Source organism: Streptomyces roseoverticillatus, from assembly GCF_000719265.1.
Taxonomy (GTDB): domain Bacteria; phylum Actinomycetota; class Actinomycetes; order Streptomycetales; family Streptomycetaceae; genus Streptomyces; species Streptomyces roseoverticillatus.
The window spans coordinates 21,480-40,085 of the sequence record NZ_JOFL01000004.1 but is presented as its reverse complement, the minus strand read 5'-3'; the positions used below and the strand labels follow the sequence as shown (position 1 = coordinate 40,085).

The 18,606-nt window shown below is 72.8% G+C and carries 19 protein-coding genes; 10 read left to right on the top strand and 9 right to left on the bottom strand.

From position 1 onward, the window contains the following. Window positions 1-99: 99 nt before the first annotated feature. The 5 genes from IF61_RS0105460 to mscL all read left to right on the top strand — a co-directional run bounded on the left by IF61_RS0105460 (window position 100) and on the right by mscL (window position 5,087). Window positions 100-1,668 (top strand): potassium/proton antiporter, encoded by a 1,569-nt coding sequence (locus IF61_RS0105460; RefSeq protein WP_245684424.1) that lies wholly within the window; start codon window positions 100-102, stop codon window positions 1,666-1,668. Between the two features lie 214 nt (window positions 1,669-1,882). Further along, a complete protein-coding gene (locus tag IF61_RS0105455) occupies window positions 1,883-3,154 on the top strand; it encodes an MFS transporter (protein WP_030365087.1) in 1,272 nt (423 codons plus the stop codon). Between the two features lie 66 nt (window positions 3,155-3,220). After that, complete coding sequence (locus tag IF61_RS33905) at window positions 3,221-3,535, top strand: FmdB family zinc ribbon protein (protein ID WP_030365086.1); 315 nt, start codon at window positions 3,221-3,223, stop codon at window positions 3,533-3,535. Window positions 3,536-3,670: 135 nt separating this feature from the next. After that, window positions 3,671-4,522 carry an S-methyl-5'-thioadenosine phosphorylase gene (locus IF61_RS0105445; protein ID WP_030365085.1) on the top strand — a complete coding sequence of 284 codons (852 nt, stop codon included), beginning with the start codon at window positions 3,671-3,673 and terminating at the stop codon, window positions 4,520-4,522. A 91-nt stretch (window positions 4,523-4,613) separates the two neighbouring features. Continuing rightward, window positions 4,614-5,087 carry a large conductance mechanosensitive channel protein MscL gene (gene mscL, locus IF61_RS0105440; RefSeq protein ID WP_030365084.1) on the top strand — a complete coding sequence of 158 codons (474 nt, stop codon included), beginning with the start codon at window positions 4,614-4,616 and terminating at the stop codon, window positions 5,085-5,087. 11 nt (window positions 5,088-5,098) lie between these two features. On the opposite strand, the gene IF61_RS0105435 is transcribed toward mscL, so the two are convergent. Next, window positions 5,099-5,296, bottom strand: coding sequence for a hypothetical protein (locus IF61_RS0105435; RefSeq protein WP_030365083.1), 198 nt, complete (start codon window positions 5,294-5,296; stop codon window positions 5,099-5,101). 248 nt (window positions 5,297-5,544) lie between these two features. On the opposite strand from IF61_RS0105435, the gene IF61_RS0105430 reads away from it, so the two are divergent. The 4 genes from IF61_RS0105430 (at window position 5,545) to IF61_RS35710 (ending at window position 10,926) form a co-directional block, all read left to right on the top strand. Further along, entirely contained in the window at window positions 5,545-6,759 is a 1,215-nt protein-coding gene (locus tag IF61_RS0105430) for a low temperature requirement protein A (protein WP_052392426.1), read from the top strand. Between the two features lie 13 nt (window positions 6,760-6,772). Continuing rightward, window positions 6,773-7,867 carry a P1 family peptidase gene (locus tag IF61_RS0105425; RefSeq protein WP_030365081.1) on the top strand — a complete coding sequence of 365 codons (1,095 nt, stop codon included), beginning with the start codon at window positions 6,773-6,775 and terminating at the stop codon, window positions 7,865-7,867. A gap of 109 nt (window positions 7,868-7,976) precedes the next feature. Further along, complete coding sequence (gene lanL / locus IF61_RS0105420) at window positions 7,977-10,733, top strand: class IV lanthionine synthetase LanL (protein WP_052392425.1); 2,757 nt, start codon at window positions 7,977-7,979, stop codon at window positions 10,731-10,733. Between the two features lie 40 nt (window positions 10,734-10,773). After that, window positions 10,774-10,926: a hypothetical protein gene (locus tag IF61_RS35710; protein WP_157848545.1), complete on the top strand. Its 153-nt coding sequence runs from the start codon at window positions 10,774-10,776 to the stop codon at window positions 10,924-10,926. Window positions 10,927-10,981: 55 nt separating this feature from the next. Here the strand turns inward: IF61_RS35710 and IF61_RS0105410 are convergent, their stop codons facing one another. The 6 genes from IF61_RS0105410 to IF61_RS0105385 all read right to left on the bottom strand — a co-directional run bounded on the left by IF61_RS0105410 (window position 10,982) and on the right by IF61_RS0105385 (window position 15,908). Further along, window positions 10,982-11,719 (bottom strand): VIT1/CCC1 transporter family protein, encoded by a 738-nt coding sequence (locus IF61_RS0105410; protein ID WP_030365079.1) that lies wholly within the window; start codon window positions 11,717-11,719, stop codon window positions 10,982-10,984. 28 nt (window positions 11,720-11,747) lie between these two features. After that, on the bottom strand, window positions 11,748-12,533 hold the full coding sequence (locus IF61_RS0105405; protein WP_030365078.1) for a class I SAM-dependent DNA methyltransferase: 786 nt from the start codon (window positions 12,531-12,533) through the stop codon (window positions 11,748-11,750). Between the two features lie 55 nt (window positions 12,534-12,588). Continuing rightward, window positions 12,589-13,557: a hypothetical protein gene (locus tag IF61_RS0105400; protein ID WP_030365077.1), complete on the bottom strand. Its 969-nt coding sequence runs from the start codon at window positions 13,555-13,557 to the stop codon at window positions 12,589-12,591. Continuing rightward, complete coding sequence (locus IF61_RS37410; RefSeq protein WP_030365076.1) at window positions 13,554-14,450, bottom strand: ATP-binding cassette domain-containing protein; 897 nt, start codon at window positions 14,448-14,450, stop codon at window positions 13,554-13,556. The genes IF61_RS0105400 and IF61_RS37410 overlap by 4 nt, the downstream gene beginning before the upstream one ends. Next, window positions 14,447-14,905: a GntR family transcriptional regulator gene (locus IF61_RS0105390; RefSeq protein ID WP_030365075.1), complete on the bottom strand. Its 459-nt coding sequence runs from the start codon at window positions 14,903-14,905 to the stop codon at window positions 14,447-14,449. The genes IF61_RS37410 and IF61_RS0105390 overlap by 4 nt, the downstream gene beginning before the upstream one ends. Window positions 14,906-14,996: 91 nt before the next feature. Further along, the gene (locus IF61_RS0105385; protein ID WP_030365074.1) at window positions 14,997-15,908 is read right to left on the bottom strand and encodes a hypothetical protein; all 912 of its coding nucleotides are present in this window, start codon (window positions 15,906-15,908) and stop codon (window positions 14,997-14,999) included. A gap of 275 nt (window positions 15,909-16,183) precedes the next feature. Between IF61_RS0105385 and IF61_RS0105380 the strand changes: the two genes are divergently transcribed. Beyond that, window positions 16,184-16,759, top strand: coding sequence for a DUF6879 family protein (locus IF61_RS0105380; RefSeq protein ID WP_052392424.1), 576 nt, complete (start codon window positions 16,184-16,186; stop codon window positions 16,757-16,759). Here IF61_RS0105380 and IF61_RS33900 read toward each other — a convergent pair. Then, window positions 16,680-17,213 (bottom strand): NUDIX domain-containing protein, encoded by a 534-nt coding sequence (locus IF61_RS33900; RefSeq protein WP_043187938.1) that lies wholly within the window; start codon window positions 17,211-17,213, stop codon window positions 16,680-16,682. The two genes, IF61_RS0105380 and IF61_RS33900, sit on opposite strands and share 80 nt — an antisense overlap. Continuing rightward, complete coding sequence (locus IF61_RS0105375) at window positions 17,210-18,475, bottom strand: helix-turn-helix domain-containing protein (RefSeq protein WP_245684416.1); 1,266 nt, start codon at window positions 18,473-18,475, stop codon at window positions 17,210-17,212. Before IF61_RS0105375 ends, IF61_RS33900 begins: the two co-directional genes overlap by 4 nt. Between the last annotated feature and the right edge of the window lie 131 nt (window positions 18,476-18,606).

The following is an 18,606-nucleotide window of genomic DNA, read 5'->3' as shown; positions in this document are numbered from 1 at the left end:
AAAATATTAGATGAGGAAATGAAGTTCCGATGGGCCGGAGGAACGTTCCGGCCCTGTTCGTGGCAAAGCACTCCTGTGCACTCGTGAAGGGACCGGCCCCTGACTGTCCACCACCTCAACGAACTCCTGCTGATCTGCTCCCTCGTGCTGCTCGTCGCGGTGGCGGCGGTGCGCATCTCTTCGCGCAGCGGGCTGCCGAGCCTGCTCATCTACCTCGGCATCGGGGTCGCCATCGGCCAGGACGGCATCGGCGTCTCCTTCAACGACGTGGGCCTGACCCAGGTGATCGGCTACGCCGCCCTGGTCGTCATCCTCGCCGAGGGCGGACTCGGTACGAAGTGGCACGAAATCAAACCCGCGCTGCCCGCGGCGGCCGTGCTGTCCACCTTCGGCGTCGCGGTGAGCGTGGGCCTCACGGCCGCCGCCGCGCACTACCTGGCCGGCGTCGAGTGGCGGCAGGCCCTGATCATCGGTGCGGTGGTGTCCTCGACGGACGCGGCGGCCGTCTTCTCCGTCCTGCGCAACGTTCCCCTGCCGTCCCGGCTCACCGGTGTCCTGGAGGCCGAGTCCGGCTTCAACGACGCCCCCGTCGTCATCCTCGTCGTCGCCTTCTCGGCGGCCGGGCCCGTCGAGCACTGGTACCTGCTCCTCGGGAAGATCGCCCTGGAGCTGGCGATCGGCGCCGCCATCGGCATCGCCATCGGCTTCCTCGGCTCGTACACGCTGCGGCGCGTGGCCCTGCCCGCCTCCGGCCTCTATCCCATCGCCGTGATGGCCATCGCCACCGCGGCCTACGCGGGCGGCGCCCTCGCGCACGGCTCCGGCTTCCTCGCCGTCTACCTCGCGGCGCTGATCCTCGGCAACGCCAAGCTGCCGCACTGGCCGGCCACGCGCGGCTTCGCCGAGGGGCTCGGCTGGATCGCCCAGATCGGCATGTTCGTCCTGCTGGGCCTGCTGGTCACCCCGCACGAGCTGGGCGACGACATCCTGCCCGCGCTGGTCGTGGGGCTGGTCCTGACGATGGTCGCGCGGCCGGTGTCCGTCTTCCTCAGCACGGCGCCCTTCCGGACGCCCTGGCAGGAGAAGGCGCTGCTGTCGTGGGCCGGGCTGCGCGGGGCCGTGCCGATCGTCCTCGCCACCATCCCGATGGTGGCCGGGGTGGAGGACAGCCGCACGATCTTCAACATCGTCTTCGTGCTGGTGATCGTCTACACCCTGGTCCAGGGGCCGACGCTGCCCTGGCTGGCCCGGCACCTGCGGCTGGGCGAGAAGGAGCCGCCGGAGGACCTCGGCATCGAGTCCGCGCCGCTGGAGCGGCTGCGCGGCCACCTGCTGTCGGTGTCCATCCCGGAGGGCTCGCGGATGCACGGCGTGGAGGTCTCGGAGCTGCGGCTGCCCGCCGGGGCGGCGGTCACGCTGGTCGTACGGGACAGCAAGAGCTTCGTGCCCGGGCCGTCGACCGTGCTGCGGCTGGGCGACGAGCTGCTGGTGGTGGCCACGGACCCGGTGCGCGACGCGACCGAGAAGCGGCTGCGGGCGGTCGGCGAGGGCGGCAAGCTCGCGGGCTGGCTGGGGACGACCGGGGAGCACGCGGAGCACTCCGCCGGGCCCTCTGTGACGAAGGCCATAGGCATATCCAAGGGTCCCCGTATGATAAAGAGGAAGTAATCATTCACTCCCGCTCCCCGCGGGAGGATTCCCCAGATTCACACCGAACCAACTCTGCCTGATGCAGGGCTGGCGCGACCGCACGGCGGCCGCGGTCGCACGAGGCGGCCGGAAGGCATCTACCACGGTCCTGCGCGAGAGGACAGCTCTCGGCGCGCTCCGTGGCGGCTTGCCGTCCGGTGGCGCGCTACCAGGCGGCGGAAAGGCCTGGGCCGTGGCATCCACGGTCAACGAACGGCCCGGATACGGGCAGCTGCTGCGCACCCCCGGCGCGTGGACGTTCCTGCTGCCGGGCTTCCTGGCCCGGCAGCCGTTCGCAATGCTGACCATCGGCATTCTGCTGCTGGTCAACGACACCACCGGCTCGTACGGCACCGCGGGCACCGTCTCGGCGACCGCGGGCGTGGCGATGGCCCTGTTCGCGCCGCAGAGCGGCAAGCTCGCGGACCGCTTCGGCCAGGCCGCGGTCCTGATCCCCGGCGTCATCGTGCACGCGGCGGCGATCTCGCTGCTGACGGTGCTCGCGCTGTCGGACGCGCCCCTGTGGGCACTGCTGGCGGCGGCCGTGCCGGCCGGCGCCTCGACCCCGCAGATCGGCCCCATGGTCCGGGCCCGGTGGGCGAGCAAGCTCGACGGCTCGCCCCTGATGTCCACGGCGGCGGCCTTCGAGTCCGTCACCGACGAGTTCACCTTCGTGATCGGCCCGGTGCTGGCCACGGCGCTGTGCACCGGCGTCCACCCGGCCGCCGGCCTGGTCGCGGAGGCCGTGCTGACGCTGGCCGGCGGTCTGCTGTTCGCCACGCAGCGGCGCACGCAGCCGCAGGCGAGCCGCGGGGCCGCAGGTGCGACCGAGGCCGGCAAGCGCGTCTCGGCGCTGTCCGTGCCGGGCGTGCGGGTGCTGGCGATCGTCATGCTGGGCATCGGCACCGTCTTCGGCGGCATGCAGGTCTCGATGACCGCCTTCACCAAGGAGATGGGCGAGCCGGGCCTGAACGGCCTGATGTACGGCGCCTTCGCGGCCGGAAACATGATCGCGGGCATCGCCTGCGGCGTCATCGCCTGGAAGACGAGCCCGCAGCACCGCCTGCTGCTGGCCTACCCGCTGCTGGTGCTGGCCACGACCCCGCTGTGGGCCGCGCACCACATGGTGCTGCTGGGCGCCCTCGGCATGGCCGTGGGTCTGTGCATCGCGCCGTCGCTGATCACCGGCTACACGCTGGTGGAGAAGCTGGTCCCGGCGGGCGCCCGCACCGAGGCGTTCACCTGGCTCACCGGCGCCGTCGGCCTCGGCCAGGCGGCCGGGGCGACCGTGGGCGGCCGGCTGATCGACTCCCACGGCGCGAGCACCGGTTTCCTGGTGCCGCTGGGCGGCACGGCGGTCGCGCTGCTGGTCCTGCTGGCGCTGCGCAAGGCCCTGACCCCGCGCTCGGAGTCGGTCGTCGCGGCACGTGGGGTCGGTCACCGTGAGGCCGTTCCGGTGGACTGAGGGACCGGAATACTGCAGTATGGAGCGTCGTTAGCACTCAACGACTGAGAGTGCCAGGAGGAACAAGTGCCGACTTACCAGTACCAGTGCACCGAGTGCGGCGAGGGCCTCGAGGCGGTGCAGAAGTTCACCGATGACGCCTTGACCGAGTGCCCCAGCTGCCAGGGACGCCTGAAGAAGGTCTTCTCTGCGGTCGGCATCGTCTTCAAGGGCTCCGGCTTCTACCGGAACGACAGCCGCGGCTCGTCGTCCAGCAGCTCGCCCGCGAAGTCCTCGTCCTCCTCGTCGTCCAGCACCACGAGCACGACTCCGGCCGCGAAGAGCAGCGAGTCGAAGCCGTCGTCGGCTGCGCCCGCGGCCACCGGCACCTCGGCCGCCTGAGGCTGACCGCGCTTTCGCCCACAGGGCCCTTCACCTCCCGCGGATCCCCTGCGGATCCTTACGGATCCCGCACGGATCCCCTGCGGAGGTGAAGGGCCCTGTGGCGTACCGTCCCCCGCCGTTAGGGTGACGTCCATGGTCGAAATGCACAGCGCGCGTGCGGACATAGGCGTCATCGGCGGGTCGGGCTTCTACTCCTTCCTGGAGGACGTGACCGAGGTCACGGTGATGACCCCGTACGGGTCGCCCAGCGACTCCGTCTTCGTCGGCGAGCTCGCCGGGCGGCGGGTCGCCTTCCTCCCCCGCCACGGCCGCGGCCACCACCTGCCGCCCCACCGCATCAACTACCGGGCCAACCTGTGGGCCCTGCGCTCGCTCGGCGTGCGCCAGGTCCTCGCCCCGTGCGCGGTCGGCGGCCTGCAGCCGCAGTACGGGCCGGGCACGCTCGTCGTGCCGGACCAGCTCGTGGACCGCACGAAGGCACGGACGCAGTCCTACTTCGACGGCGAGATGCTGCCCGACGGCCGGGTGCCCAACGTCGTCCACACCAGCTTCGCCGACCCCTACTGCCCCACCGGCCGCGCGGTGGCGGTCGCGGTGGCGCGCGGCAAGGGCTGGGAGCCGGTGGTGGACGGCGGCACGATGGTCGTCATAGAGGGGCCGCGCTTCTCGACCCGCGCCGAGTCGCGCTGGCACGCCGCCCAGGGCTGGTCGGTCGTCGGCATGACCGGGCACCCCGAGGCCGTCCTCGCCCGCGAGCTGGAGCTCTGCTACACCTCGATGGCGCTGGTCACGGACCTGGACGCGGGCGCCGAGTCCGGCGAGGGCGTCTCGCACGACGAGGTCATGCGGGTCTTCGGGGAGAACGTGGGCCGGCTGCGCGAGGTACTCTTCGCGGCCGTGACCGCCCTGCCGGAGACCAAGGAGCGCAACTGCCTGTGCGCGGACGCGCACAAGGGGTGGGACCTGGGCATCGAACTGCCCTGACGGCCGCCCCGCCCCCGGGCCGGATATGGAATCCTTCATTCCGGAATATCCGGGCCATCCGGGCGGAAGCAGTGACAGAAAGGCTTGAGCAGTGACGACGAAGACCGGGGTCCTGGGCGGCTTCAAGGCGTTCCTGATGCGGGGCAACGTCATAGACCTCGCCGTCGCCGTCGTCATCGGCGCCGCGTTCACGAACATCGTGAACGCGGTGGTCAAGGGCGTGATCAATCCGGTCGTGGGCGCCTTCGGCACGAAGGACCTCGACCACTACGCGGTCTGCATCAAGGGCCCCTGCGCCGTGAACGCCAAGACCGGCGAGGTCACGCAGGGCGTCTCGCTCCAGTGGGGCTCGGTGCTCAGCGCCTCGCTGACCTTCCTCATCACGGCCGCGGTCGTCTACTTCCTGATGCTGCTGCCGATGAAGCGCTGGCAGGACCGGCAGGCGGCGCGGCAGCCGGCCGCCCCCGCCAAGGAGACCGAGCTGGAGCTGCTCGCCCAGATCCGCGACGCGCTCGTGGAGCAGCGGCGCGAGCCGGGCTCGGAGACGGTGCCCGCGCCCCGGTAGGCCCCGCGGGCTCAGATGTGGTGCGGGGGCTTCTCGTCCAGGAAGCGTGCGAGATCCGCAGCGGAACCGCCGGAGGCGGGACGGTCGCCCCAGCCGCGGTCGGTGTCGTCCGAGGACTGCTGCGACAGCGGGTCGTCGAAGATCAGGGCGGCGGGGTTACGCGGCCGCGGCGCGGGCTGCGGAGCGGTCTCGGGGGCGGTGTCACTCATACGCCCAGGGTACGGGGCGGGCAGCGACTGCCCCGGCCGCGTCGTTCCCGCCGCAACGGCGAGGAACCACGACGACGCGGACCGGCGGTGCCGGACCGGGCAGCACCCCGTACGCACTCCCCGGGAGATGCCCCCGCCGCAACGGCGAGCAACCACCACGTACGTGAACCGGCGGTGCCGGACCGGGCGTAACCCCGTACGCACTCCTCCGCCGCGCGAGCGACCCCGCGCCCGGCGAGAATCGCCGTATGAGCGAGGACGCACCCCCGCCGGGAGGCGGACCCGCCCCGCCGCACGGCGGACCCGTGCTGCGCCGCATGGCGGGCCGCGGGCGCGAGGAGGAGCACCGGACGGCCACGCCGCTGGAGCTCTTCTTCGACCTGTGCTTCGTCGTGGCGGTGGCCGTCGCGGGCCGCGAGCTCGTGCACGCGCTCGCCGAGGGGCATGCGGCGCACGGCGTGACCGGCTACCTGATGATGTTCTTCACCATCTGGTGGGCGTGGATGAACTTCACCTGGTTCGCGTCCGCGTACGACACGGACGACGTCCTCTACCGGGTGGTGACGCTGGTCCAGATCGCGGGCGTGCTGATCCTGGCGGCCGGCATCCCGCGCGCCTTCGAGAAGAGCAACTTCTCGGTGGTGTGGTTCGGCTATCTGGTGATGCGGCTGGCGCTGGTCTCGCAGTGGCTGCGGGCCGGGTTCAGCGCGAGGGGCGCGGAGCGGCGGACGGCCCTGAAGTACGCGGCCGGGGTGAGCGCCTGCCAGGTGGGCTGGCTGGGGCTGCTGTTCCTGCCCGACCGGGCCAAGCCGTGGGTGTTCCTGGTGATGGCCCTCCTGGAGATGGCCGTCCCGGCCCTCGCCGAGATGACGCAGGAGACGGCCTGGCACCCGCACCACATCGCCGAGCGGTACGGGCTGTTCACCATCATCGTGCTGGGCGAGACGGTCTCGGCGGCCACGGTCGCCGTGCAGTCGGCGCTGGAGGAGAGCGAGGCGCTGGACGAGCTGCTGCCGATGGCGGCGGGCGGCCTGCTGCTGATCTTCGCCGCGTTCTGGATCTACTTCGCCGTCCCCATCCACCTGCACCTGGCCTCCAACCGCCAGGCGTTCCTGTGGGGCTACGGGCACTACCTCGTCTTCGGGTCGGCGGCGGCGATCGGCGCGGGCATCGAGGTGGCGGTCGAGCAGGCCGTCGGCAAGGCGCACGTCTCGACGGCGGCGGCGTCGAGCGCGGTGACCATCCCGGGTGCGCTGTTCATGTTCTCGGTGTGGCTGATCCACTCCCGCCACTACAAGCGGGGCCCGGCCCAGCAGTTGGTACTCCCGGTGTCTGCGCTGGCGGTGCTGGCCTGCACGTTCGCGGGGGACAGGGCGGTGCTGCTGGCGGGGTTGGTGGCGACGGCGACGGTGGCCGTCGGGGTGTGGCTGTCCACAACCAACCCACCGCCCGCGGAGGCGTGATACGCATGGCTGCATGACGAACGCACCCGCCCCCGGGGCCATGGACGCGCTCACCGACGTCGCCGGCATCCGCGTGGGCCACGCCCAGCACCGCGGCGACCGCGCACTGACCGGCACCACGGTCGTTCTCACCGCGGAAGGCGGCGCCGTCGCCGCCGTCGACGTCCGCGGCGGCGGCCCCGGCACCCGCGAGACCGACGCCCTCGACCCGCGCAACCTCGTCCAGCGCGTGGAGGCGGTCGTCCTTTCCGGCGGCAGCGCCTACGGGCTGGACGCCGCGTCCGGCGTGATGGCCTGGCTGGAGGACTGCGGCCGCGGCTTCCGGGTCGGCCCGGACCCCTCCCAGGTCGTCCCGGTCGTCCCCGCCGCCGCCCTTTTCGACCTCGGCCGCGGCGGCGACTGGCGGGCCCGCCCCGACGCCGCGCTGGGCCGCGAGGCCGCCGAGGCCGCGGCCCGCGAGGACGTGGGGGCGCCCGTCCCGCAGGGCAACGTCGGCGCCGGTACGGGCGCGGTGGCCGGCGGCATGAAGGGCGGGGTGGGCACGGCCAGCGCCGTCCTGCCCTCGGGCGCGACCGTCGCGGCACTGGCCGTCCTCAACGCGGCGGGCTCGGCGGCCGATCCGGCGACGGGCGTCCTCTACGGGCAGCTGTACGAGGGCGTGGCCGAGCGCCCCGACGCGGCACGGCACGCGGCCGCGCAACAGCGGCTGGCCGCGGCCCGGGAGGAGTCCGCGAAGCGCTCGGCGGCCTCCGTCCGGCCGCCGCTCAACACCACGCTCGTGGTCGTGGCCACCGACGCCGCGCTGACCCGCGCCCAGGCACAGAAGCTCGCCGGCACGTCCCACGACGGCCTCGCGCGCGCCGTCCGCCCGGTGCACTTGCTCAATGACGGCGACACCGTATTCGCACTGGCCACGGGCGACCGCCCGCTGCTGTCCGAGGACGTCTTCGGGGACGCGGCCACGCTGCTGGCGGCGGGCGCCCTGAACGAGATCCTGGCGGCCGGGGCGGACGTCGTCACGCGCGCGGTGGTGAAGGCGGCACTGGCCGCGGAATCGGTGGACGGCCCGGGAGGGGTGTTCCCGTCGTACAGAGAGCTGTACGGCTGAGCGACGAACGAACACGGGAAATCTTCACTCGTTCGAGTGAAGGCTCTTTCTGCGCGGGCGTGCCGACTTGCAGGCCGGGCATCCCACCGGCGTGTACGGGAACGCCTTTGTGAGCACCGTGGTCACGACCCTGGAGGCCGCCACCGCCGGCGGCTCCGGGCCCGCGTGGCGGGTGTCCGTGGGCGACGTCTGGGCAACGGCGCTCCCGCCCCTGCACGTACCGCGCGCGCAGGGCTGGAAGATCCATGTGAGCGCGGCGTCCCCGGCGGCCGCCGAGGTGCTCCGCCGGGTGGCGGGGGTGGCCCGCGGGGCGCGGTGCGCCTTCAAGTTCGCGGCGGGCCCAGAGCAGCTCACCAGCGTCAACTCGCGGGACTGCGACCGCGGTTCGGCGGGCAAGTTCATCACCCTGTACCCCGCCGCCGACGACGGCTTCCCCGCGCTGGCCGAGGCCCTGCACGCGGCCACGGCCGGCCTGCCCGGCCCGGCCGTCCTCTCCGACCGGCCCTACCGGCCCGGCAGCCGCGTGCACTACCGCTACGGGGCCTTCACCGGCCGCCCCGAGCTCAGCCCCGACGGCCTGTACCGGACCATGCTCACCGCGCCCGGCGGGCAGCGGGTCGAGGACGTCCGGGGGCCGTGCTTCAGCCCGCCGCCGTGGGCCGTCGACCCGCTCGGACCGGAGCGGGCCGCCGGAGCGGGGCAGGCCGGACGAGGCGCGGGATCAGGGCAGGCCACCGGATCAGGGCGGGGCGCCGGGCCGGGGCCGTCCGCGCTCCTCGCCGGGCGGTACGCCCTCACCGGCGCCCTGCGGCGCTCGGCCCGGGGCGGCGTCTACACCGGGACGGACACGGCGACCGGCGCGGAGGTCGTGGTCAAGCAGGCCCTCGCGCACATCGAGGTGGACGGCTCGGGGCGCGAGGCGTGCACGGCCCTGCGCCACGAGGCGGACATGCTGGCGCGGCTGGGCCCGCCGCGGCTGTCGCCGCAGCCGCGGGAACTCGTCGAGCGGGACGGCCAGGTCTTCCTCGTCCGCGAGAAGGTGCCCGGCACGACGCTGTCGCAATGGGTGACGGGGCACGCGTCGGCCGGGGCGGGGCCCGGCGTGCCGTGGCCGGTGGCCGCGCCCCTCGCCGAAGCGCTGCTGGAGCTGGTCGGCGCGGTGCACGGACTCGGCCTGGTCGTCGGCGACTTGGCGCCGGGCAATGTGATCGTGCGGCCCGGTGGCGGCCTGCGCCTCATCGACCTGGAGCTGGCGGCGGGGCCGGGCGAGGCGGTGGGGCGCGCGGGCACGCCCGGCTACCGGGCGCCCGGCGCGGGGACGGCCGCCGACCCGCGGGACGACCTGTTCGCCCTCGGCGGCCTGCTGTTCCTGCTCGCCACCGGCCAAAACCCCCCGCCGCCGGACGGGGCGGGCGGCGTCCCCCAGGAGTGGCTGCGGCTCGCGGCGCGCGAAGGAGAGACGGCGCGGCGGCTGACGCCCCTGATCAACGGCCTGCGGAAGAGGGCCCCGGAGGACAGGATGCCGCTGCCGCGAGCGGGGGCGCTGCTGCGGGCGGGGGCGCCGCGCGAGGCCGGGCAGTCCTCCGAGCGGAGGCCGGGGCGCGGCTCCGACGAGGCTCTGCCCGGCCGCGCTCTCCCCGACGACTCCCTGTCCGACCGCGCTCTCCCCGACGACCCTCTGCCCGACCACGCTCTGTCCGACGTCCTGCTCGACCGGCTCCTCGCCGACGGCGTGTCCCACCTCGCCGCCACGGCCCGGCCCCGAAGCCCCGAGCGGATGTGGCCCACCACGCCGAGCGGACGGCGCACGGACCCGTGCAACGTCCAGCACGGGGCGGCCGGTGTCCTGGGCTTCCTCGTCCGCGCCGCCGCCACCCGCGCACTGCCGAAGGACGTACGGGCCTCCGCCCGTACGACCGCACGTGCGGCGGCCGACTGGATCGTCCGGCGGACGGCCGCCGACCCCGCCGGCCTGCCGGGCCTGTACTTCGGCCGTGCGGGCACGGCCTGGGCGCTGCACGACGCCGCCGGCCTGCTGGCGGACGACGGGCTCGCCGCGCGTGCCGGCGGCCTCGCGCGCGGCCTGCCCGTGCGGTGGCCCCAGCCGGACGTGTGCCACGGCGCCGCGGGCGCCGGGTTCATGCACCTGCGGCTGGCGACCGGCCGGGCCGGGGCCTGCGCACGAGGGCTGCTCGACGCCGCGCGCCGCACCTCGCACGGGCCGGTGTGGCCGGTGCCGGAGGACTTCGACTCCGCGTTCGCCGGGGGCACACACCTGGGGTACGCGCACGGGGTCGCCGGCGTCGGCGCCTTCCTGCTGGCGGCGGCGGAGGCCACTGGCGAGGAGGCGTTCCTGCGGACGGCGGTACGGGCCGGCGGCACGCTGGCGGCGACGGCGCGTGAGGAAGGCGGTGCCGCGTGGTGGCCGCGGCGCACGGACGCCCCGGCCTCGTCCGCGCGGTCCGCCCACTGGTGCGGCGGCTCGTCCGGGGTCGGCACCTTCCTCGTCCGGCTCTGGCGGGCCACGGGGGACGCGCGCGCCCTCGGACTCGCCCTGGCGGCCGGGGAAACGGTCCTGCGCTCGCGCTGGCACGGCACGACCGCGGCATGCCACGGGCTGGCCGGGGACGGCGAGTTCCTGCTCGACCTCGCCCGTGCCACCGGCGCGCCCCGCTTCCGCGACGGCGCCCGGACGCTCGCGGCCCTGCTGGCGGCCCGCAGCACCGTCACCCCCGGCGGGCTGCTGGTGACCCTCGACGAGACCGGCCGCGGCTGCGCCGCCGCGTACGGAACCGGCACCGCGGGCGCGCTGGCGTTCCTGCTGCGGCTGCGGCACGGCGGGCCGCGCCTGTGGACGGACCTGTAAGGCACCGCACGAGAACAGAGAGACAGAGGAGGCGGCGGACATGGCCGACATGGAATCGATGGAGTCCTTCGAGCAGCTCCACTACGCCCTGGAGGAACTGCCGGACGTGGCACCGCGGAACCCGGCCGACCACGCGGAGGTGAACAACGTCTGCCTGATCACGCTCAGCGATGGCGGCCCCATCACCATCTGACCGTTCAGGCTGCCGGGGGCGGGCGGACGGGGATCCGTCCGTCTCCCCCGGCACGTCACACCCCCGCCGCGCCCAGCAGCGACCCGGCCGCGTAGGTGACGGCCATGGCCAGCGCACCCCCGGCCGCGTTGCGCAGCATCGCCCGCCCCGCCGGGGCGTCCCCCATCCGCGCGCTCCCCCACCCGCACAGCACGAGCGCGGCGAGCACCGCCACCACCGTGACCGCCAGCCGCAGGGGCGCCGGCGGGAGCACGATGGCGAGCAGCGGCAGGAGCGATCCGGCCGTGAAGGCGAGGAAGCTGGCCCCGGCGGCCTGCCAGGCGCTGGTGAGCTCGTCGGGGTCGATGCCGAGTTCGACCTCGGCGTGGGCGCGCAGGGCATCGTGTTCGGTGAGCTGTTCGGCGACTTCGCGGGCGAGGTCGCGGGTGAGCCCCTTGCCTTCGAGGAGGGCGGTGAGCTCGTCGAGTTCGGCTTGCGGCGCGACGGCGAGTTCGGTGCGTTCCAGGGCGAGGGCGGCCCGTTCGGAGTCGCGCTGGGTGCTCACCGACACGTACTCGCCGGCGGCCATGGACATGGATCCGGCCAGCAGTCCGGCGAGCCCGGCGGTCAGCAGCGTGCCGCGGGAGTCCGTGGCGCCGGCGACGCCGACGACGAGGCCGGCCGTGGAGACCACGCCGTCGTTGGCGCCGAGGACGGCGGCCCGCAGCCGGTTGAGGCGGTTGCCGAGGGGGCCCTCGTGGGGTTCCTGGTGGGGTTCCTGGCGGGAGGGCGCGGTGGGGGTCTCATCGCTCACGAGGCGAGGTTCCCACCGTTCCCCGGCGTCACTCCGGCCGACTCACCCGGATCTTCGACTGGCCGTGCGGCCGCTTCTCCCAGTCGTCCATGAAGCGGGCCTGGAGCCCGTGCTTCTCGGCGAGGGCGAGGAGCGTGCCGGTGCGGTAGTAGAAGTCCTCGCGGAGCACCTGGTGCTCGGCGCCCTCCGTACGGTCGAACGTGAAGTCGAAGAAGCCGCCCGGTGCGAGGATCCGGCCGACGTGCGCCAGGCACTCCTCGATGACCTCGATGGGCGAGTGCGAGAAGACGCTGTGGGCGTGGACGACGTCGAAGTGCGCGTCGGGGAGGAAGTCGAGGGTGAGGTTCTGGGTGATGGTGAGGTGCGGGAGCTTCTCCTGGAGCCCGTAGGTGGTGAGGGTGCGCTTGGCGGAGATGAGGATGTCGGGCGAGATGTCGATGCCGTAGTAGTGGCCGGCGTCGAGGTAGTCGATGAAGAGCCGGCCGGCCCGGAGGTTGCCGCAGCCGATGTCGAGCATGCGGTGGCGCGGGGCCAGGCCGTGCTCCTTGAGGTAGTCGAACTGCATCTTGCCGAGGGCGAGCCAGCGGTCGTGGCTCTTGCTGCCGACGGCGGCCTCGGGGCTGCGGGCGGTGTCGGAGGCCATCACGGCGCGGTAGTAGCCGACGTGGTCGGGGTGCTTGATGCGCAGCCAGCCGTCGCGGGCGGTGCGCTTGAGGTACGGGGCGATGCGGGCGGGGTGGGTCACCGCGTAACGGACCTTGTGGGAGAGGTTGCTGCGGTTCTTGAGCAGTGCGGTTGCTTTGCGCGAGGACACGGGCGGGACCTCCGTGGTCAGGAGAGGCAGCGGGTTACGGGAGGGGACGTCGGGGCTACGGGAGGGGCCGGCGCTTCAGCACGAAGCAGATGGCGGCCACGAGGACGGCGGCGAGGCCGACGAATATGCCGGTCTCGATCCACTGGAAGGTCCAGAAGTCGCCGCTGGGGTAGACCGTGCGGTAGCGGCCGGTGAAGCCCTTCTGGGCCATGCACGTCTTGAGGTCGGGCAGGCCTTCGCCCCAGGGGCAGGCGTCCGGGATCGCGTGCTTGCGGCCCGCGGCGTCGACGAAGCCGAACTCGCCGGTCGACCAGCCGCTGCCGATCTCCCGGCGGGGCGCGTCGCCCTTGCTGATCCACAGCTGGGGCGAGATCCAGTCGGAGCGGAAGCTGTTGAGCGCGAACCGCACGGCCACCACGGCGCCGAGCACGGCGGCCATGGCGGGGAGGGTGCGCCGGATCAGCAGGCCGGCGGCCGTGCCGGCGGCGAGGCCGAAGAGGGCGCAGGCCACGGCGGCGGGGCCGGTGGCGTTGAAGATGTAGCCGTCGTGCCAGTAGAGGCCGCCCAGCATGTTGGAGACCGGCGACCACCACCAGGCGACGAGCGCGGCGAGGACGGCCGAGCCGAGCACGGTGGAGGCGGTGGCGAGGGCGAAGCGGGTCGTGAACCAGCGGCCGATGCCGACGCCCTGGGTGAGCGCGAGCTTCCACGTACCGCTCTCCAGTTCGCGGCCGAGGAGCGGCGCGCCCCAGAAGATGCCGATGAGGACGGGGAGGGCAGTGCTGAGGGAGCCGAGGGCGCGGAGGGGGCCGTTGTTGTCGTCCAGCAGCTTGAGGGTGGCCTCGCTCTCGCAGCCGCCGTCCCAGCCCTTGCAGCCGGCGGTGTCGATGTGGTGGCTGCTGATGAAGCCGGTCATGTCCGTGCGCATGACGACGACCCAGGCCGTGACGGCGAGGAGGACGGCGGCGCCGGTCAGGATCAGGGCGCGCTGCTGGCGCCAGGCGAGCCAGAGGGTGCCCTTCATGCGGCGGCCTCGGCGGGGTGGTCTGAACGCAGGTAGGCGAGCAAGAGATCTTCCAGGGAGGGGTTCTCGACGATCCACGGGTCGCCCGGGGACCAGTCGCTGTGACGGAGGAGGGCGTGCACCTGCCGCCCGGTGACGGCGGCCTCGACCACGGTGGCGCGGTCGACGTCCGGCGGCAGTCCGTCGTCCGTGGCGGGGTCGGCGAGCCCGGTGATCCGGACGTGGGTGTCGCAGAGCCGCTGGGCGTCGCCGTCGAGGCGCACGGCGCCGCGCCCCAGCAGCAGGACGTGGTCGCAGGCGTTCTCCAGCTCGGACAGCACGTGGGAGGACATGACGACGGTGGTGCCGCGGTCGGCGACCTCGGCCATGACCAGGCCCATGGCCTCGATGCGGACGAGCGGGTCGAGGTCGGCGAGGGGTTCGTCCAGGAGCAGCAGGTCGGGGCGCTTGCCGAAGGCGAGGGCGAGCGCGACGCGGGTGGTCTGGCCCTGGGAGAGGGCGCCGACGCGGGCGTCGAGGGGGATGTTGCCGGCGCGCACGATGCGTTCGGCGGAGGCGTGGTCCCAGTCGCCGTTGAGCTCGCGGCCGAAGCGGAGGGTGTCGTCCACGGTGAAGCGGGGGTAGAGCGGCTTGTCCTGGGCGAGGAACGCGGTGCGGTCGCGGGCGGCCGGGCTGCCCGGCTCGGCGCCGAAGACGCGCAGGTCGCCGGAGGTCGGCCGGAGCAGGCCGGTGGCGAGGTGGAACAGCGTGCTCTTGCCCGCGCCGTTCGGGCCGACGAGGGCGGTGATCCGGCCGGCGGGCAGGGCGAAGTCGCAGTCGCGCAGGGCCCAGCCACCGCGGAACCTCCGTCCCAGGCGGGTCGCCCGCAGGGCGGTGGTGGGGTCGTCGGTCACGTGTCTTCCTCCTGCGTGTGCGTGTGCGTGGGCTTCTGCTTCTGGGCCGGGATGAAGGGAGGTGGTGGATCGGGGAGCGGGAAGGCGTCGTCGAGGACGGAAGCGGTGAGCGCCGCGACGTCCTCCCGCTCCAGCCCGGCCGCGCGGGCCCGGCCCACCCAGGCGGCGGCCTCGGCCCGCAGCGGCGAGTCCGCCGCCGCGGCCGGCCGCGCCAGGGACCGCCGTACGAACGTGCCCTGCCCCGGCCGCGGCTCGACGAGCCCGTCGCGCTCCAGCTCCCGGTAGGCGCGGAGCACGGTGTTCGGGTTCACGGCGACGGCTTCCACCACTTCCCTGGCCGTCGGCAGCCGGTCCCCCGGCTCCAGCATCCCGAGCCGGAGCGCCTGCCTGACCTGGTGAACGAGCTGCAGGTAGGTGGCCACGCCACTGCGCCGGTCGATCCGGAACGCGATCATGCGGCACCCTCGTTTCACTAACGTGTTAGTGGAATGATGCGGAGGGGGTGCCGGGGACGTCAAATCCAGGACGAGACAGGACCAGGCAGGACTAGGACGGGAGGGCGGTGCCCCGCGCGGCGGCCCGGACGAGCCGCCGGATGCCGTCGGCACGGTCCCGGACAGCCGCCGGATCGGGCCGGTGATCAGCCGGGCTCTCACCCCGGCAGTCACGACAGAGCCCACCGGGAAGCGCTTCGGGGCGGCCGGGAGTACGGCAGACGGTGCACTCAAGAATGCGGAGCGGCGGACGCGAGGGCGCGGACGGCTGCCGCGGCGGCAGCGGCGGCCGCTCGGGCGGCATCCGGTGAGTGAGCCGCCGCCGCGCGAACGCCCCCGCGCACTGCACTTCCGGCGGCAGGCCGCCGGTGAGCGCCCGTACGACCTCCTCGTCGTCGGCGCCCAGATCCAGCCATTGCTGAACGAGCCCTTCGAGGGCCTGGCACTCGCCCGCGGAGAGCGTCATCCGGGGGTCGATGCGGCCGACCCCGGCGAGGAGGAGGTAAGCCCGGGAGCGCGCGTCCCAGGGCGGGCGGGCAGCGGGCCGGTCGTCGACGGGCTGCGGCGGAACGCCGCTGGTCACGACGGCCTCCCACCAGGCGTCGTCCCGCGCGGTACGGGAAAAATACGTCCGCGTGACCCAGTGCCAGCTACCGCTGTCACCCTTGATCCGCTCCGTCACCCGCCGCAAATGCCCGGCCTCCGAAAGCCGCCGCAGGGCGGTCCGGCAGGCGGCCTGCCCGTAGTCGGCGAGGTGGGCCGCCAGGGTCTTCGCATCCATCGAGGCCCCGTCGGGAAGCCGGTCGACGAAGGCGGCGATGGACGCTTCACGGGGCCGGAGATGAGCGAAGTCGTCGCGGCGGCGCGGGGCTTGATCGGGTGCGGTGCGCTTGCCGTAGCCGCGGGCGGCGGAGGGGTGCGGGTGCGTAGCGCGCGGGGCAGCGCTAAAGTCGGCGTCAGCCATTGAGATCGTCCTACGGATCTTGGTGGTCAAACCCCGGCAGGTGTTCCCGCACCTGACCGGGGTTGTTTGTTGCTGCGAACGCTAGGGCGCAGCGACAGGATGTCGCAACCCGATCACAAAAAGTGAACGCGCCGTGGTATAGGCGGGGTTGGAAGCCAGAGGAAGGGAGGGAGGGCGGGTTGAGCCAACCCCCCATTCCTCAGAAAAAGCGCTCGGACTCCGGCCCCCGCGGCCCGGAGCTCAAGCCGACCCCGAACAACTAGGAGGTGGAACGCGTGCCTACGCTCATCGACTTCGACGAGTTCGACGGGATGTTCGAGACCTTCGAGCACGCCGCATGGCGACTCGAAACGCGGCGGGCCTATCGGTCCGACGAGGAGACCGAGACCTACCAACGGTTCATGCAGGGCCGGGACGCCGGGTACGACCTCGACGACCCATGGTGCACCTCGCGCCGCGAACAGTCCGCCCTCGGGAAGCGGTTCGAACGCGTACGGATCGTGGACAACCCGCCCACACCCGGCCAGCTCTACCTCCTCGACGGAGCGCGGCGGAACGCAGCCGTCGGGGAAGACATCCGCAACCTCTGGCGCAGCGACGCGGAGCGGCTTCGGCTGCCCGCCGAGGACTTCTGGCTCTTCGACTCCCGGGTGGCCACCCTCCTGCACTTCGACAGCGAGGATCGCCTGACCGGCGTCGAGTTGATCACTGACCCGGTGAAGATCGCGCACTATTGCCAAGTACGGGACGCAGCCTGGCACTACGCGGCCGCTACGCGGGAGTTCCAGGCGGAGTTGCCGTCCACCGCCCGTTCCGAAGATAGGCCGGATAGCCACCGGCAAGGACCTTGACCGCGGCAGCAAAACGACCTGCGAGGCGGGGGCGCAGCATTTTTCCTGCGTCCTGGGCGGAAACGAAGCGCACTTCGGAGAGTTCGGCGTCACGGGGCCGGAGGGCGGCGGCTACCCCGCTGTCGAGAACTCCCCCGTCGAAAATGAACGCCACCTGGTCGTCCCACGGGCCGTGCGGCGCCACCCAGTCCACGACAAGGAGACCGCGAACCACGACGGCCAAGCCCAGCTCTTCATGCAATTCCCGCGCCGCGGCGTCGTCCGGAGCCTCATTGGCTTCCGCCATCCCTCCAGGGAGGTCCCAGCCGGGCTTGTAAGTGGGCTTGACCAGCAGGAATCTCCCGGCATCATCCCGGAACAGGACATCGGCCGCGACGCGCTTCCGGGCCTGCTTCGCGTTGCCTTCCGCCAGATAGGCCGTCCGGGCCGCCGAGTCCTCCGAGCCGGGCCTCATGCGGTCCCGCCGGTGCCGGGTGAGCGCATGATGTCGGCGAGAAGCACTGATCGCTTCCTCATATCGTCGTCCAGTAGCCGGAGGAATTCCCTCGCGGGTGCGTAAGCGCAGTGCAGGCCGAAAGCTCGGCGAAGATCTGCCAGTTGGCCGACGAAACGTACGGATCCCAGCGCACTGGTCGTGGTCAGCAGCTCGACGCCGGCATGGACTGCGGCGTCGAGGTCCGTCCGGTGAAGGTGAACGTCCACCAAGGTGACACGACTGAACCCCAGGGAGCGGGCTCGGCCGTCCAGGCGCAGGTCAATCGCCTGCCGGGCCGCGTTCAGGGCATCCTCGTGCTTCCCGAGATCTCGGAGAACGAGAGCGGATTCGCTGGCGAGCGAAGCGGCATCGAACGGGCTCGTCCAGGAATGGCCCGACCCGGCCTCCCGTGGCGAATGCAGAGCGGCCTGCGCTCGTGCCAAGGACCGCTCGGCCTCAGATGCCTCTCCGGCGGCTGCCAAGGCTCTGGCTTCCATGGCATACAGCCGCGCTACGAGTGAGGGAATCCGCGGACCTCGGCTCACCATGCCGAGACCGGCCCGTGCCCAGTGCCTGGCCTGCGCCGCACCCCCGGACTGCAGAGCCAGGTGGCTCCTGCTGGCGGCGACTCCGGCTGCCAGCGGCACGTCACCGGACATGCGTGCCAGGGGAAGCGCGCGAACGAAGTGCCGCTCCGCGAGGTCATCCAACCCGGAGTCATGAGCCATCCAACCGGCCATTTCAGTGAACGCAGCGGCAGCGGCAAATGCCTTGGGCCCGTTCGCCGAATCGACGAGGCGCCGGGCGACGTTCTCGCTCAGGTGGCGCACGACCGCCTGATAGAGCCGTCCCCCGCCCGCCTGCCGATCCGCGTCCCGGAATGCGCTCACCGCATCCAGGTCATCGGCGTCCGGCGGCAGGGGCGTCTCGTCCGCCGACGCCGGAACCTGCGGCTCCCATGACCGGCGTGCGAGGCCGAGCAGGTCTCCGGGAATGTGGAGGGCATCGGCGATCTGCTCGAAGAGCGCGAGTTTCTCGACTCGGCTCTTCCCGCTCATGTAGTCGTACAGACGCCCCTGAGTGATCTCTACGAGGGAGGCGAGGCGTCGGGTACTGACCCCACGATGGTTGAGCAGCCGGAACACGGTGCCCATGTCACGCCGACCGCAGGCGGACCTGAAGCGTTCGTCGTCCAACAGACCCGCCACGATCTCCTGCGGGTTCGGTGTCTGTGTTCCCACCCGGGTCACCTCCGGTTGCGATTCCGCCCCGACTCCGCCTCGGGGTCACCTCTTGGTGTCACGCAAGCGCGGGGAGAGCTCGTTCACTGGCTGCGGACCAGAGCCCACTCAACTCTCCGTATCTATCCGAT

Excerpts from the sequence above, each read along its gene's own strand:
- IF61_RS0105445 (WP_030365085.1), top strand. The coding sequence starts at position 3,671 with ATGGTCGAAATGCACAGCGCGCGTGCGGACATAGGCGTCATCGGCGGG.
- IF61_RS0105435 (WP_030365083.1), bottom strand. The coding sequence starts at position 5,296 with ATGAGTGACACCGCCCCCGAGACCGCTCCGCAGCCCGCGCCGCGGCCG.
- IF61_RS0105430 (WP_052392426.1), top strand. The coding sequence starts at position 5,545 with ATGAGCGAGGACGCACCCCCGCCGGGAGGCGGACCCGCCCCGCCGCAC.
- IF61_RS0105425 (WP_030365081.1), top strand. The coding sequence starts at position 6,773 with ATGACGAACGCACCCGCCCCCGGGGCCATGGACGCGCTCACCGACGTC.
- IF61_RS35710 (WP_157848545.1), top strand. The coding sequence starts at position 10,774 with ATGGCCGACATGGAATCGATGGAGTCCTTCGAGCAGCTCCACTACGCC.
- IF61_RS0105400 (WP_030365077.1), bottom strand. The coding sequence starts at position 13,557 with ATGAAGGGCACCCTCTGGCTCGCCTGGCGCCAGCAGCGCGCCCTGATC.
- IF61_RS0105390 (WP_030365075.1), bottom strand. The coding sequence starts at position 14,905 with ATGATCGCGTTCCGGATCGACCGGCGCAGTGGCGTGGCCACCTACCTG.
- IF61_RS0105385 (WP_030365074.1), bottom strand. The coding sequence starts at position 15,908 with ATGGCTGACGCCGACTTTAGCGCTGCCCCGCGCGCTACGCACCCGCAC.
- IF61_RS33900 (WP_043187938.1), bottom strand. The coding sequence starts at position 17,213 with ATGAGGCCCGGCTCGGAGGACTCGGCGGCCCGGACGGCCTATCTGGCG.